The sequence below is a fragment of the Bartonella sp. MR168JLCBS genome (genome assembly GCF_042194175.1).
The window spans coordinates 98,992-114,074 of sequence record NZ_JBHIMP010000003.1 but is presented as its reverse complement, the minus strand read 5'-3'; the positions used below and the strand labels follow the sequence as shown (position 1 = coordinate 114,074).

The 15,083-nt window shown below is 37.8% G+C and carries 12 protein-coding genes and 1 pseudogene; 2 read left to right on the top strand and 11 right to left on the bottom strand.

Annotated elements, in window-relative coordinates; all coding sequences use genetic code 11:
- Nucleotides 1–377: 377 nt before the first annotated feature.
- Nucleotides 378–823, top strand: a pseudogene (locus ACFIK8_RS03695) (integrase); the annotation flags it as partial.
- Nucleotides 824–1,072: 249 nt separating this feature from the next.
- Here ACFIK8_RS03695 and ACFIK8_RS03690 read toward each other — a convergent pair.
- The 11 genes from ACFIK8_RS03690 to gshB form a co-directional block, all read right to left on the bottom strand.
- The gene (locus ACFIK8_RS03690) at nt 1,073–1,693 is read right to left on the bottom strand and encodes a ribonuclease D (RefSeq protein WP_273787818.1); all 621 of its coding nucleotides are present in this window, start codon (nt 1,691–1,693) and stop codon (nt 1,073–1,075) included.
- Nucleotides 1,686–3,080, bottom strand: coding sequence for a M20/M25/M40 family metallo-hydrolase (locus ACFIK8_RS03685; protein WP_375668973.1), 1,395 nt, complete (start codon nt 3,078–3,080; stop codon nt 1,686–1,688). The genes ACFIK8_RS03690 and ACFIK8_RS03685 overlap by 8 nt, the downstream gene beginning before the upstream one ends.
- Before the next feature lie 83 nt (nt 3,081–3,163).
- Nucleotides 3,164–4,039 carry a bifunctional DNA-formamidopyrimidine glycosylase/DNA-(apurinic or apyrimidinic site) lyase gene (gene mutM / locus ACFIK8_RS03680; protein ID WP_375668972.1) on the bottom strand — a complete coding sequence of 292 codons (876 nt, stop codon included), beginning with the start codon at nt 4,037–4,039 and terminating at the stop codon, nt 3,164–3,166.
- Nucleotides 4,040–4,310: 271 nt separating this feature from the next.
- The gene (locus ACFIK8_RS03675) at nt 4,311–5,558 is read right to left on the bottom strand and encodes an aminopeptidase (protein ID WP_375668971.1); all 1,248 of its coding nucleotides are present in this window, start codon (nt 5,556–5,558) and stop codon (nt 4,311–4,313) included.
- A 174-nt stretch (nt 5,559–5,732) separates the two neighbouring features.
- Nucleotides 5,733–6,569, bottom strand: coding sequence for a cell wall hydrolase (locus ACFIK8_RS03670; protein ID WP_375635967.1), 837 nt, complete (start codon nt 6,567–6,569; stop codon nt 5,733–5,735).
- A gap of 584 nt (nt 6,570–7,153) precedes the next feature.
- Entirely contained in the window at nt 7,154–7,876 is a 723-nt protein-coding gene (phoU, locus tag ACFIK8_RS03665) for a phosphate signaling complex protein PhoU (RefSeq protein ID WP_375635969.1), read from the bottom strand.
- A 21-nt stretch (nt 7,877–7,897) separates the two neighbouring features.
- Nucleotides 7,898–8,656 carry a phosphate ABC transporter ATP-binding protein PstB gene (gene pstB / locus ACFIK8_RS03660; RefSeq protein ID WP_273787813.1) on the bottom strand — a complete coding sequence of 253 codons (759 nt, stop codon included), beginning with the start codon at nt 8,654–8,656 and terminating at the stop codon, nt 7,898–7,900.
- A gap of 51 nt (nt 8,657–8,707) precedes the next feature.
- Nucleotides 8,708–9,997, bottom strand: coding sequence for a phosphate ABC transporter permease PstA (pstA, locus tag ACFIK8_RS03655; RefSeq protein WP_375668970.1), 1,290 nt, complete (start codon nt 9,995–9,997; stop codon nt 8,708–8,710).
- Complete coding sequence (gene pstC / locus ACFIK8_RS03650; RefSeq protein ID WP_375635971.1) at nt 9,994–11,454, bottom strand: phosphate ABC transporter permease subunit PstC; 1,461 nt, start codon at nt 11,452–11,454, stop codon at nt 9,994–9,996. The genes pstA and pstC overlap by 4 nt, the downstream gene beginning before the upstream one ends.
- A gap of 75 nt (nt 11,455–11,529) precedes the next feature.
- Nucleotides 11,530–12,576 (bottom strand): PstS family phosphate ABC transporter substrate-binding protein, encoded by a 1,047-nt coding sequence (locus ACFIK8_RS03645; RefSeq protein WP_375635972.1) that lies wholly within the window; start codon nt 12,574–12,576, stop codon nt 11,530–11,532.
- 142 nt (nt 12,577–12,718) lie between these two features.
- A complete protein-coding gene (gene gshB, locus ACFIK8_RS03640) occupies nt 12,719–13,657 on the bottom strand; it encodes a glutathione synthase (RefSeq protein ID WP_375635973.1) in 939 nt (312 codons plus the stop codon).
- 87 nt (nt 13,658–13,744) lie between these two features.
- Here gshB and ACFIK8_RS03635 point away from each other — a divergent pair, with 87 nt between their 5' ends.
- Nucleotides 13,745–14,539 (top strand): molybdopterin-synthase adenylyltransferase MoeB, encoded by a 795-nt coding sequence (locus tag ACFIK8_RS03635; RefSeq protein ID WP_375635974.1) that lies wholly within the window; start codon nt 13,745–13,747, stop codon nt 14,537–14,539.
- The last annotated feature ends 544 nt before the right edge of the window (nt 14,540–15,083 follow it).

Genomic DNA, 15,083 nt, shown 5'->3' with positions numbered 1-15,083 from the left:
TTACACATCATAAATGAGATTTGTATATAGATAAAACTCTTGAAAAAAGGGGGAGATTCTTGCGAATCTGTTTAAATGCAAAAGCTATTGCAGCATTTTGACTTAGTAAAAAGCGCTCTTGCTAACTTGTTTCTAGCACACTTTTCTAGGAATTGCTCTTTGCATTGTTCAGCATAATCGTGGTTATCTTTATAGATTAATCATATAATATATTGATTTATAATGATAGTTTAGCGTTATTCATATTGAATAAAAACCCTGAATACCTTAAGATTCTCTCATTCCAAATCTTTTTCATGTTGAATCCATCAAAACCATTTGATTGCATGTTACAAGTGAGGAAAGCTGTGTGGATAAAAAAGACTAAAAATGCCTCTATGAACCGTCTCAAGTGCTAAGGACTACACAACATTGGGAGTTGGCAAATTGTGTAATGCTATGGCTTGTTACTCCATAAGCGTAAAGATGGGAGTGTTCAACAAATTTTATACCATATTTGGGGGCTTTATTGTTATACCACTCATAAGCACCGCCGTGACATGGGCTTGGGTGCCGGTTTCTTTAAAAAAAAGCACATGAATTAGCAACACAAATATATTCCGTTTAAGGCGTTCTGTTTTACATGAAGAACGTAAATCCATTAAAAACGTGAGAAACAAAAGCGTGAGGCAATGCGTAATCTCTATTATTTAACAGACATTGCTTTAGATACTTTTGAAAGTCGTAAAGCAGAATTAAAAATGATGGTAAAAATGAGATTTGGTTTTTATATTTACGCCTTCATATTCTCCCCCAATTAGGCTGTATACCGGTTTCAGAGATTTAAGTCTTCCAACCTACCATATGTTTCCAGACTCTCCTCAAAATTTCTTTTTTCAAATAAAACCTGTTACAAAAATAAAAAATATGAATTCGCAAAAATACTTTGATTACCTAAACTTCAAATGAAATAGTACTTAAGAATTTATTATAACTCTTATCAGAAAAGAGGAGAGGATAAAATGCCCATAATGTACAAGCATTTTGTCCTCTCACATCAATAATTAACTCCTTTTAAAAACCAATTTTAAAGTTAGCTATGCGCAAAAATATCCACTTCCGCCCATCCTAAAAGATCAAGCCTAGCTCTCATAGGCAAAAATTGAAAGCATGCCTTGGCAACATTTTCTCGCTCTTCACGTCTTAAACGTTCTTCAAATATAACCTTTAAACGATGCAAATATAACACATCCGACGCAGCATATTCAATTTGTGCCTGTGATAACGTTTCTGCCGCCCAATCCGAAGATTGTTGCTGTTTAGAAATATTCACATTCAGCAATTCATTACAAATTTCTTTCAAGCCATGACGATCCGTATAAGTACGCGTGAGTTTCGAAGCAATCTTTGTACAAAAAATAGCCTCTGGCATAACACCAAATGTATGCGCTAAAATCGCAAGATCAAAACGCCCAAAATGGAATATTTTGATGACTGCATTATCTCCAAGAAGCTTGACCAAATTAGGTGCACTCTTTTGTCCTTTAGCAATTTGTATAATATCGGCAGTACCATCTCCAGAAGAAAGCTGAACAACACATAAACGATCACGATGGGGTTGTAACCCTAAAGTTTCAGTATCAATCGCAATGGCGTCAGTTTTATAATTGTCTAAGTTTGGTAAATCACCTTGATGAACGCGAATCTCAGCCATTTACCCTCCTATTTGCGAAAGCAGCAAGAATACGCGCCCAAGACCGCTGCCCTTTATGAAATGATTTTAAATTATACTTTTCATTAGGCGAATGAATACGGTCATCAGCCAGTCCAAAACCAACCAAAAGAGTTTCCATACCAAGAATTGACCGAAAATCTGCTACAATTGGGATCGAGCCCCCCATGGCTGTCAAGACAGCAGGCACTTCCCACTCTTGTGATAAGGCATCCTTCGCCTCCTTGATAAAAGATGAATCATCAGAAATCTGAAGTGCAGGAGAAGAACCGTGATTCTTAAATTCAACCTTACAATCAGCCGGAATTGAGCTACGTACATAATCACGCAACGCTTGGCGTATTTTCTCTGGGTCTTGCTTATGCACCAAACGACAAGATACTTTTGCACTCGCTTGAGAAGCAATAACCGTTTTCATCCCTTCCCCTTCATAGCCGCCACTAATACCATTAATTTCCATGGTAGGACGTGCCCATACAAGCTCTAAAATGCTCCGCCCTTTTTCACCAACAGGAATAGAAAGCCCTATAGGACCAAGAAAATTTTCAGCAGTACAATTAAGTTCATTCCATAACTGCAAAATCTGTGGAGGTGTTTCTTCTACGCCATCATAAAAACCAGGAAGTGTTACCCTATTATTTTCATCGTGAAGTCCTGCTAAGATTTTCGTTAAAATACGAATGGGATTAGCTGCTACTCCTCCAAAATAACCAGAATGCAAATCACGATTCGCTGCTGTAATAATAATCTCTTCTGCCATAATTCCCCGAAGAGAAAGAGCAATAGATGGTGTATCCGCATCCCACATTGACGTGTCACAAACCAATGCATAATCTGCCTTAAGTTCATCTTTATTTTCTTTTAAAAAAGGAATAAGGGAAGGAGAAGCACATTCTTCCTCACCTTCACATAAAATAGTAACTTTAACAGGAAGCTGCCCTGTTTCTTTCTTAAATGCACGACATGCTTCAATAAAAGTCATCAACTGACCTTTGTCATCTGAAGCTCCACGAGCACAAATAACTTTCTCTCCATCTCTCTCTTTTAAAGAAGGTGTAAATGGATCATCCTCCCATAAACTCAAAGGATCAACAGGTTGAACATCATAATGTCCGTAAAACAACACATGCAAACAATCATCCGAAGGTCCTGGATGATGCCCAACAACCATTGGATGACCCGGTGTATCACGACGTGAAGCCTCAAAACCGATGCTTTTTAAATCCTCTACTAACCAATCAGCTGCTTTACGACATGCATCCTTGTAAGCCGAGTCTGTAGAAATCGATTGAAAACGTAAAAGAGAAAAAAGGCGTTCAAGGCTCTTTTCTATATTTCCATCAAGATGTGTTAGTACTTTATTCAGCATAAAAAAACCTCTCAAGCCTTGTGTAATTATATTATAGATACGACGACTTTAAGCCTCTTGTAAGATTTTGCAAGACACCTTATTCATTTTTGGCATTGTGAGCAGTAAAAACTTGAACGTCCAGCCTGTAAAATACGCACAATAGGCGTTCCACATTCCAAACATTGCTTACCTTCTCGTCCATAAACTGAAAAAGCATGTTGAAAATAACCAAGTGAACCATCTATATGCATATAATCACGTAAAGAAGAGCCACCAGACAAAATGGCTTCAGAAATCACATTGCGTATATTTTGTGCTAAAGAATCTGCAAATTCACATGCACGTGCCGTTTTTGATGCCAATGTAAATGCACCACGTTGTGGCGACAAACGACTCCGCCAAAGTGCTTCACAAACATAAATATTCCCAAGACCTGCAACAATAGACTGATCAAGTAAAACGCTCTTGAGAGACATTTTTTTATTAACAAAAGCCTTTTGTAAATAACGACCAGAAAACGAATTACTCATAGGTTCAAGCCCTAGCTTATTTAAAAGTGGATGTTCATAAAGCTTGTCCGTATTGACTAAAAGCATAAATCCAAAGCGACGCACATCATTATAAATAAGATGATAAACTTCACCATCCCTTGTTTGAATATCCATGACAAAATGATCATGCTTAACTAATTTACTTGTCGTTGAAAAAACTGTTCTTAAACGATCATTCTCTATACGCCATGAACCAGACATTCCTAAATGGCTTAAAATCGTTTCATCCTGAGAAAGATGAAATAATAAATATTTCGCACGCCGACCAAGTTCTATAATTGTTCTGCCAATAAGGCGCTCAGAAAAAGCCTCAGGAAAAGGAAAGCGCAAATCTCTACGATTAAGTCTGACAGATACTATCTTTGCATCAGTTACAACAGGCTCAAGTCCACGACGAACTGTCTCTACTTCAGGAAGTTCAGGCATCTCTCTTCTTTAATAATTATACACTTTCCAATTGTATCACCAATAAATTGACTTCTTTTCCCCCCTCAAAGAACGAAGGTTTCCTCTACATCTGCTCTATAAGAAACAAATTTTTGATGAGTGGATTTCTCTTGGCGTCCTACTCATATGAGTCACTTAACTAAAGGCTTTATAGCCAAGCCCTGCCTTGAATATTCACCAAACACTCTAAAATACTTAACGTATCAATGAGGCTTACATCCCACTCCACATCGAATGCGGCATAACAGGATTAAGCCCATTCACCCTTACGAAATACAGGAACTCTTACACCATCTTGGGTAATGCCATCTATATCAATTTCGCCAGAACCAATCATCCAGTCAATATGAATGACACTTTTATTACCACCACGTGCTGCAATCTCTTCTGACGTCAATGATGCCCCATCTAAAAAGCATTTGGAATAACATTGCCCTAAAGCAATATGACATGCAGCATTTTCATCAAATAAGGTATTATAAAAAAGGAGGTCACTCTTAGAAATTGGTGAAGAATGGGGCACAAGAGCAACTTCGCCCAATCGGCTTGCACCCTCATCACTTTGCAAAACCTGTTGCAAAACTTCCTGACCCGTTGATGCACGAGACTCAACAATACGCCCTGCTTCAAAACGTACTTCAATATTATCAACCAGTGTTCCTTGATAGGAAAGTGGTTTCGTCGAACGAACAAAACCTTCAACCTTATGAGCATGAGGAGTCGTGAAAACTTCTTCTGTCGGAATATTCGGATTGCAAATAACACCATTTTGAGCAACGGATGCACCACCATGCCATTCATGATCATCTGCCAAACCAACAGTTAAATCAGTCCCTGTCCCTGTAAAGTGTAAGGCAGAGAAACGCTGCTCATTAAGCCAAGATGATCGTTTCTTTAAATTCTCGTTATGGACACCCCACGCATGTACTGGATCTTCTTCTGTAACACGTGAAGCAGAAAAAATTGCATCGGCTAATTTTTTAATCGCCTCATTCAGTGGTAAAGAAGGAAACATTGCCTCAGCCCATCCTGCTGTTGGATAAGCAACAATTGACCAATTTATAGAAAAATTCGATATTTTTTTGAGAGCAGGCTGGTAAGCTAGTGAAGTCGCCTTATTCAAACGCGCAACCTTATCAAAATCTTGATTGGAAAGGAGCAAAGGATTATCACCAACAATTGCTAAACGCGCTGCCCCATTTTCAAAAGCCTTTGCCATTCCCTCATAAAGCCAAGAAGGGGCACAATCAAAACTAGCTGTATGGGCATTTTCAAAACGTGTAATCGATAACATATCATCACTAAAAATTGGTGTAATGACACCAGCACCAACCTTATAAGCATGATATGCAATACGCCGAACAAAAGGTAATGCTGAAACTGGAGCAGTCAAAACAAGATCTTGCCCCTCTTGTAAATTCAACCCCACTTTTACTGTAATTTCTGCAAGACGATTAAGCATTTCAGGCGAAATTGTCTCATGAATATCAAAGTACATTACCAATACCCTTCTTTAAATAAAATGCGTTCTTTACGTCGTCATATTATAAATTGTTTTTTAGATCCTTTGAGTTTACTTTCTCTACGTATATTGATGCGTGTCATTATCGCTAAAGGATCACTTAATTCATAAACCGCAATGGGCGTATAACCCTTCTTTTGTCGTGAAAACTTACCAGTTTCTGTGTCGTTTTTCTAACATTGCAACAATTGCATTTAACTGATCTGATGAAGGCAAAGTCATAATCGTTTTATTTTCCTCTTTCCTAGCTAGATGTTGAGGTGCATAGGCAGGAATAGGAACTTTATCAAGCTGTACCATAGCAAAATGCGCAGGATGTGCCGTTTTGGACTGTGCTACTTCTATCGAAGGAGATGCACTTTTCTCTACCTTTACTCCCCTACTTTCTGTGCCTTCATCTATAAAGCTTGGCGCATGACCAGAACGTTCTTGAGCAAAAGCATAAGCAACATCATAAGGGCGATTATTTGTAGGAACTTGAAGTTCCCCATCACGTGATCGTTTTTCATAAAAAGCATTTCCCCCTGCAACCTGAACATAATGCATGTTTTTATACGGAAAAGACAAACCAGCGGTATGAAAAAACTTAGCGTGTTTAACTTTCTTATCTCGTTCACCCCGTAAAACAGCATCAGCCGCCTCTCTTACACGAGCAACAGATGCTTTCTCCGTCATAGGACGCGTTAAAACACCAGGAGCAAACTGCTTATATTGACCAACAACACCACAAATCGTCTTAGGATAGGCGGTTGAATTAACACGATTCATAACAACCGTCCCAACGGCAATCATTCCTTCACGGCTTGTGCGATTTGATTCAAAATACATCGCTCGCATAAGACATTGACGCTCTGTCAATGGATACGTAACTGTTTTTGTCTTATTATTATTTACTTTTCCAGTATCTAAACGATTTGAAGCACACCCCACAACAACTAACGGCGCTACACAACAGGTAACAAAAACATTCCAACGATTTTTTTTCATCTTATGCAACACATTCCTATAATCTCTGAGCTATTCAAATTTTGAAATGAGCTTTAAATGTATCTCTTAATAAAGTACATAGCCGATTGTTACCACTCAGTAAAATTTTAATACAAGAGGTAATAAAAAAATATCTATGCAAAATAAAAAATAAAAAACTCTTAATTTACAGATCAATATTGTTATTCTTCATGGTCCAATATAGGCCATAATAACCCACACGTTTCAATTACAATAAAGCAACACTATCCACTTCTTCTACATCCAAAAAAATTTGGATACCAAAACTCTTTGCATCGATATTGAAAAAAATAATACAGATATCCCCTTTAATATAAAAACATAAAATTTTAACAAAATGATCTAGAAGAAAACTCCCCTCCGGCCATAATACGAGTGATGATATCATCCAATATACAAATATGTCAAACCAAGAGTTAGCAATCTGCCATGCTTCTCTGAAAAAACTCTTTGTTGCTTCTTTGTACTTTTCCATAATATGGCTATCTTATTCTTTCTATAGCCGCACTGTAAGAAAATACTCATAGTATCTACAAACTTATCTTATACATATAAGAAAAATTTTAATCTATTTTCTTCTCACCTACCCCAACTTTATAAGTAAGGTCATCGCGAGGACGATCAGAAGACATATGGTAACCCGTTATGATATAATGCAGCATTTCAGCAATATTAGTAACATGATCACCAATTCGTTCAATATTCTTTAAACAAAACAGCAAGTGTGTACAAACCGTAATATTGCGCATATCTTCCATCATATATGTCAAAAATTCACGAAAAAGAGAAGTATACAAAGCATCAATCTTCTCATCACGCTCACGCACAGCGTCAACACGCTCTAATAGGCGACTCGTATAAGCATTTAAGACTTCTTTTAATTGATTGAGTGCTAAAGCTGTAATTGTTTCAAGCCCATGATAAACAGAAGCAGATTGACGTATTTCTGAAAGTGCAACTGTCCTTTTAGCAATGTTTTTAGCCATATCCCCAATCCGCTCAAGATCAGAAGAAATACGAATGGCTCCAATAATTTCACGCAAATCAACAGCCATCGGTTGGCGTTTGCAAATAATAGCAACCGCTTTTTCATCAATGTCACGTTCTGCTTCATCTAAAAACACATCATCGGCAATCACTGTCGTTGCAAGTTGAAGATCACTACACACAACCGATGCGACAGAACGTTCAATCATCCTTTCTGCATGGCTCCCCATTTCTGTAATCCTTGCTTTTAAATATTTTAGTTCTGCATCATAAGAACGGACAGTATGGTTCATAGACATATCTTACACTCCTCAATTCACCTATCCAAAACGCCCCGTAATATAATCTTGCGTCCGTTGCTCTTTTGGTGAGGTAAAGATCATTTCAGTTGCACCAACTTCTACCAAGTGCCCTAAATGAAACATAGCCGTATATTGAGAAACACGTGCAGCCTGTTGCATGGAATGCGTTACGATAACAATTGTATAATTTTGCCGTAATGCATCGATAAGCTCTTCAATCCGTGCCGTCGCAATGGGATCAAGAGCTGAACAGGGCTCATCCATCAAAATAACTTCAGGACTAACCGCAATAGCACGTGCAATACACAAACGCTGTTGTTGTCCCCCTGATAAACTTGTTCCAAGATCATGAAGACGGTCTTTTACTTCTTCAAATAAACCTGCCTGCCTCAAACTCTTTTCAACTATATCATGCAATTCAGAGCGCGTTTTAACTAAACCATGAATGCGTGGACCATACGCAACATTTTCAAATATAGATTTTGGAAAAGGACTAGGCTTTTGAAAAACCATTCCAACACGAGCGCGCAATTCTACAACATCAATCCTCTGGTCATAAATATTTTCCCCATCTAAAGTAATAAGACCGGTTGTTTTAGCGCCTTCAATCGTATCATTCATACGGTTAAAACAACGCAAAAAAGTCGACTTTCCGCATCCTGATGGACCAATCAAAGCTGTTACTTGATGTTCAGGAATATCAAGTGTAATACCGTGGAGTGCTTCTTTGTCTCCATAAGAAACCTTCACATCCTGACCTCGCATTTTAATCTTCATTGCAAAAATTCACCTTACAAAAATCTTATCAAAACTGTTATTTTATTAAAATTACTGGCGGCGTTCAAATCGTCGACGTAAACAAACCGCAGAAATATTCATGATTGCAAGAAAAATCATTAATACAATAATAGCACCTGACGTCTTTTCAACAAAAGCGCGCTCTGCTTCACCCGCCCACATAAAAATTTGAACAGGCAAAGCCGTTGCTGGATCCATGGGGGTTGTAGGAATATTAACAACAAAAGCAACCATTCCAATCAGAAGCAAAGGCGCTGTTTCACCCAAAGCCTGTGCGACTCCAATAATTGTGCCTGTCAAAATACCAGGCGCAGCTAAAGGAACAACATGATGAAAAATCATTTGTGTTTTTGATGCTCCCAGTCCTAAAGCTGCTGCACGAATAGAGAGAGGAACTGCACGCAGAGCAGAACGTGTTGCAATAATAATCGTGGGAAGAGTCATGAGCGCTAAAACAAGACCACCAACAAAAGAGGCTGAACGTGGTAATCCTAAAAAATTAACAAAAAACGAGAGTCCTAAAAGACCAAACACAATTGAAGGAACAGCTGCAAGATTATTGATATTAACCTCTATAAAATCTGTAAATTTATTTTTGCGTGCATATTCTTCCAAATAAAGAGCCGCTGCTATGCCTATCGGAAGTGAAACTAATAAAACGATGCCTATCATATAAAGAGAACCAATAATCGCAACACCTAATCCCGCAGTCTCAGGACGACTTGAAGCGCCAAATGTAAAAAAACCAATATTAAATGTTTTATAAAGCGTACCATCATGCGCTAAACGCTTTATCCATTCTACTTGTCGATTAGAAACTTTACGGTTTTTTTCTGCTACACGCAGATCAATCTGTCCCTTATAAGCAGAATCAATATCCGCAGATGCCAAAACCTTAACTTTTTGCATTGTGCCAATCAGTTTTGGATTCTTTGTTACCATTTCACGCAGCTGAACGCGGACACCATTTGAAAACATACGGTTAACTTCTCGAAGAGAGGCGCGGTCATTTTGATCTATATTAAGTTTCTTTGCTAAAGCATTGCGTACAAGAAGTGGATAATTCGCCGTCATGAGCACTCGCGGTTTTGTTTTATGTTGACCACTTGGATCAATGACCTTTTCATCCAAATAAATCAATAATGTCATTTCACTTTGAAAAAAAGCTGTATAACCCTGACTAATGATAGACCATAAAAGCGTAAATAAAAAAAACAAACCAATAAAAATAGCAATCAAACCATAGGCACGAAAACGACGTTCAGCCCAATACCGACGCTTGAGGCTAATATTGCGACGAGGGAAAAAATCTTCATTCATTCATATTGTTCCCGATATTTACGTACAATATAAAGAGCCAGAATATTCATCAAAAGTGTCATAACAAAGAGCGTCATCCCTAAGGCAAAAGCCACCAGAGTTTGTGGAGAATTAAACTCAAAATCACCGGTCAATTGATTAACAATCTTAACAGTCATCGTAGTCATTGCTTCGAAAGGATTGAGTGTTAAGTTTGCTGCAACACCTGCCGCCAAAACCACAATCATTGTTTCTCCAATTGCACGCGATGCCGTTAACAAAATGGCCCCCATAATCCCTGGAAGCGCTGCTGGTATAACAACTTTTTTAATTGTTTCAGATTGCGTTGCGCCTAAACCATAAGAACCTTCACGTAAAATGCGTGGAACAGCCGTAATAACATCATCCGATAAAGAGGAAACAAAAGGTATCAACATAATTCCCATCACAACTCCAGCGGTCAAAACACTTTGTGCCATAATAAACCCAACCCCATCTGAGAGAGAAACAGAGAGATCACGTAAAAATGGTCCTACAACCTTCAAAGCAAAAAAACCATAAACAATGGTTGGAATGCCAGCAAGAACTTCTAATAATGGTTTTACAATTGCTCGCAATCGCGCAGAAGCATACTCAGCCATATAAAGAGCTGAAAATAGCCCTATAGGTACAGCAAAAAGCATGGCGACAAATGCAATATAAAGCGTACCAGCAAGAAGCGGTATTAAACCAAATTGTCCTACTTCATCGCTTGAGCCGCTCGCGGAAAAACGCGGATCCCAAACTGTTCCTAAAAAGAAATTTGAAAATGATACAGACTGAAAAAAGCTTACTGTCTGAAAAAGCATAGAAAGCGCAATGGCTATTGTTGTCAAGACTGCAACAATAGATGCACAAATTAATCCAATAATAATAAAAGATTCAACCTTATTGCGCGCACGCTGATGAGGCGCAATTTGCACCATTCCACAGATAAAACCCAAAGACGCAATAATAAAAAGGAAACCATAGCCTATAAACTTAAGCTTTTCAGAAAAGAATACCCACGACTGTGCTATTTTGAACACATCATCCGATGCTTCACTAGGTAAAATCAATCCCTTCGCGAATAACTGTGCCTGCACTTCCTTATAGGAAGCGGTAGAAAGATTCCCCTCAAAGCGATGAATCATTTTGACGAGACTTCGAAGTGTCTCCCAAAGCAGATCATGATTTACAGACTTTGTTACATGCGCACTATACGCCCCAAGCTCTCGAGAGGCATTATATTCTAAATAAATTGTACTCCCAGCATCCCAAACAATTAAAAAAATAAAAGCTGGAATAACAGTAATCAAAAATGTCCACCAGCCATAATAATACGCACGAGAATGCATCTTATGTTGTTTGTATTCAAGAATGCGTGCTCGCATATAAGAAATACAAAAGCCACAAAATCCAAAAATCAATAATAGAAAAATAATGAAGGAAATGCGCATTTTATCTTTCAGTTTTTATAAAAAATAGCACCTAAATTTCCTATCCCAGAAATCCAACCAATTATTCCCTGCAAATTATTTCAATGTCATTACTCGACCAGTAGAAAAATCAGAACGCTGTGCTTGACGCTCCTTTTCAGGAGAAACAATCAAACCATATTCAGCCAAAGGACCATCTGGACCAATCATTTGATCAGAAAGAAAAAAGTCAACATACTCTCGCAAACCTGAAACAATATCTAAATGTGCTTTCTTAATATAGAAAAAAAGCGGTCGAGAAACTGGATATTGTCCACTAGAAATCGTCTCAACTGTTGGCGCAAAACCGTTAATATCGGCAACCTTTAGCCTATCAGCATTATTTTGATAAAAAGACAAACCAAAAATACCAACCCCTGTTTTATTAGAAGTTAGACGCGCAAATGTTTCAGAATAATCACCATCAATATCAACCGCTTTTCCATCCTTACGTACCGCAATACAAGCAGTGTGTATCTCCTTATCATCCATTCCTAAAGACTTCATCACCTCAACTGCCCCACTCTCTTTACACCCCTCAGTAAGTAATTTTTCCTCAAAAACTTCACGCGTCCCATGCTTCTCTCCAGGAATATACGCTGCTATCGTCCAATCAGGAAGAGCACTATTAACTGCACTCCATTTCAAAACATTATTCGGTTGCAACTTTCCATCTATAATAATTCGAGCAGCAAGAGCTTTATAAACATCTACTGGCTTTAATTTCCAATCAGGACCTTTAATATCTGTTGCAAAAACAATACCATCATACCCAATACGTATTTCCTCAACATCTTTTACACCAGCATCAACACAAGACTGTAATTCACTCGGTTTCATGGCTCGCGAAGCATTAACAATATCAACGGTGTTCTCCCCAATACCACGGCAGAATTCCTTAATACCAGCTCCTGTTCCACCCGATTCGATAACAGGAACCTTAAAATGGGGATAAATTTCTCCAAATGTCTCAGCAACAATCTTTTGATAAGGTAAAACTGTAGATGAACCAGTAATCTGTATTTGATCGCGCGCATTGCCTCCATTTGCTGACAGCAGTAGCGCAAAAATCAATCCCACTCCAATTGATAATACCCTGCTCATCTATAAACTCCCTAAAAATTGAGGACAAAGCCTCTTAATTTATATCATACGGTCATTCTAGTTCACATTTGCAACATAACAAATATAAAAAACAACATGGATCATTTTTTTAAAACCATGTTTTTGTCCTCTGTCAAATAAATTAATTTGAACGCTTGAACTCAATAACATCCCAAAACAAATGAGCAACATCTGTACCGCAGAAGTGTTTAATTTCACGAATTCCTGTAGGAGACGTCACATTAATTTCTGTTATATAATCTCCGATCACATCAATCCCCACAAAAAGAAGACCACGTTCCTTTAAGGCTGGAGCAATGCGTTCACAAATCTCATAATCACGTTTTGTTAACTCAACATTTTCCGCGCGACCTCCAACATGCATATTAGAGCGCACATCTGTTTTTGTCGGAATTCGATTAATAGCTCCAACGGGTGTACCATCAAGCAAAATAATCCTTTTATCTCCTTTTCGTACTGCCTCTAAATAGCGCTGAACAATAAAAGGTTCATGATAAATTTCTGCAAACATTTCCAACAATGATGCTAAATTGCGATCATCTTGTTTTAAATAAAAAACACCAGCGCCCCCATTTCCATAAAGTGGTTTAACAATAATATCGCCAAATGTCTCTCTAAAAGCTGTTATTTCTTCAATATCTTTGGTAATTAATGTTTCTGGCATCAGATCAGAAAATTCAGTAACAAAAATTTTTTCTGGACTGTTGCGTACCCATGCTGGATCATTCACAACGAGTGTTTTAGGATGAATACGTTCTAACAAATGAGTCGTCGTGATATAATTGAGATCAAAAGGTGGATCTTGGCGTAAAAGAACCACATCCATATCTGTTAATTCCGTGCGAACAGGCTTTTCTAATTGATAGTAGTTTTCCTCTTTATCATGCACAATCAATGGCTCTAGTCGTGCAATCACACAACCATCGCACAGAGATAAACGATCTGGTGTATAATGGAAGAGAGAATGTCCACGTTCTTGTGCTGCTAAAGCGAGTGCAAATGTCGTATCTCCTTGAATCCGAACTGTTGAAATATGATCCATCTGAATAGCAATTTTCATAAATAAATCCTCCCTATCCTAAAAGCAGACTGGTCTATGCACCATAAACTTAGTAAACAATAAAAGAACTATGACAAGAGAAAATTTATGACACAAGAAACAGATACAAAATTAAACAACAAAGAAATCGAACGCTATGCACGCCACATCATTTTGGCTGAGATTGGTGGTGCAGGGCAACAAAAGCTAAAAAAAGCACGTGTTCTTGTTGTGGGCGCTGGTGGTCTTGGTGCTCCTGTCTTAACCTATTTGGCTGCCGCAGGTGTTGGAACCCTTGGAATTGTCGATAACGACATCGTTTCACTTTCCAATTTACAACGCCAAGTTATTCATAAAACAAATGCAATAAACAAAAGAAAAACAGACAGTGCTGAAACCACTATAAAAGCAATAAATCCCCATGTTGTAGTTGAAAAACACACCCTACGCCTAGATAAAAGTAATGTGGATAAACTGCTCAATGCTTACCACATCATTGTTGATGGAAGTGATAATTTTACGACACGCTATCTTCTTGCTGATCACGCTGCCCAATGCAAAAAACCTTTAATAAGTGGTGCTGTAGAACGTTTTAATGGTTCATTAACCGTCCTTATGCCGTATAAAGACAATAATCCTCACTATCGCGATTTATTTCCCACGCCTCCGGCTCACGGAACTATCCCAACATGCGCTGAAACTGGAATCATCGGTGTTTTACCTGGCGTTATTGGGACCCTACAAGCAATGGAAGTTATTAAAATGATCACAAATATTGGTGAACCCTTAGTGGGAAAAATTCTTCTCTACAATGGATTATTAGCGCAATTTAATATTATTACTTATAAACGCTCAAATTATAAGGAAAATGCCATAGTTATTAAGAAGCTTGGGGAATCATGATTATGTCTCCTCGCGCATTAATTTTTAGCACTCTCGCAATATGTATTGAAATACTGATGTTTTATCGTAAGTCATCGAAACACTGTAACCAATGGAAACTATTAAATTTATCACAAATATGGAAGACCTTTTGTGAAAAAATAATTCTCTATAATAGCTTATCAGCATAATTTCATGTCATCGTCTATAAATGAACAAAGACTCGTGCAAACTTAGCTGCCATCAGTATTCTTGTGTAAAAAATTTTCGAAGTAGATAAAAATATAATCAGCAGAACTCTATTTTACTATTTACACATAAAAATTGCTTCACATGAAAGTGCTTACTTCAAACCATAACCTGTAAATAAATAATCTAAATCATAGTTTAGTTATCGATACTATAAAAGATCAATGATCTGTCCCTACACCTCTAACCTCAAGAGAAAACGTCTATTCATCAAGCATCATAAAACGCAGCTTAGGATTATTGCACGTATAAGAATAATCAATTGTCTCTGTCCATAAGAAAAATACATGGGTATTGATGTGTACAGAAAGATTCT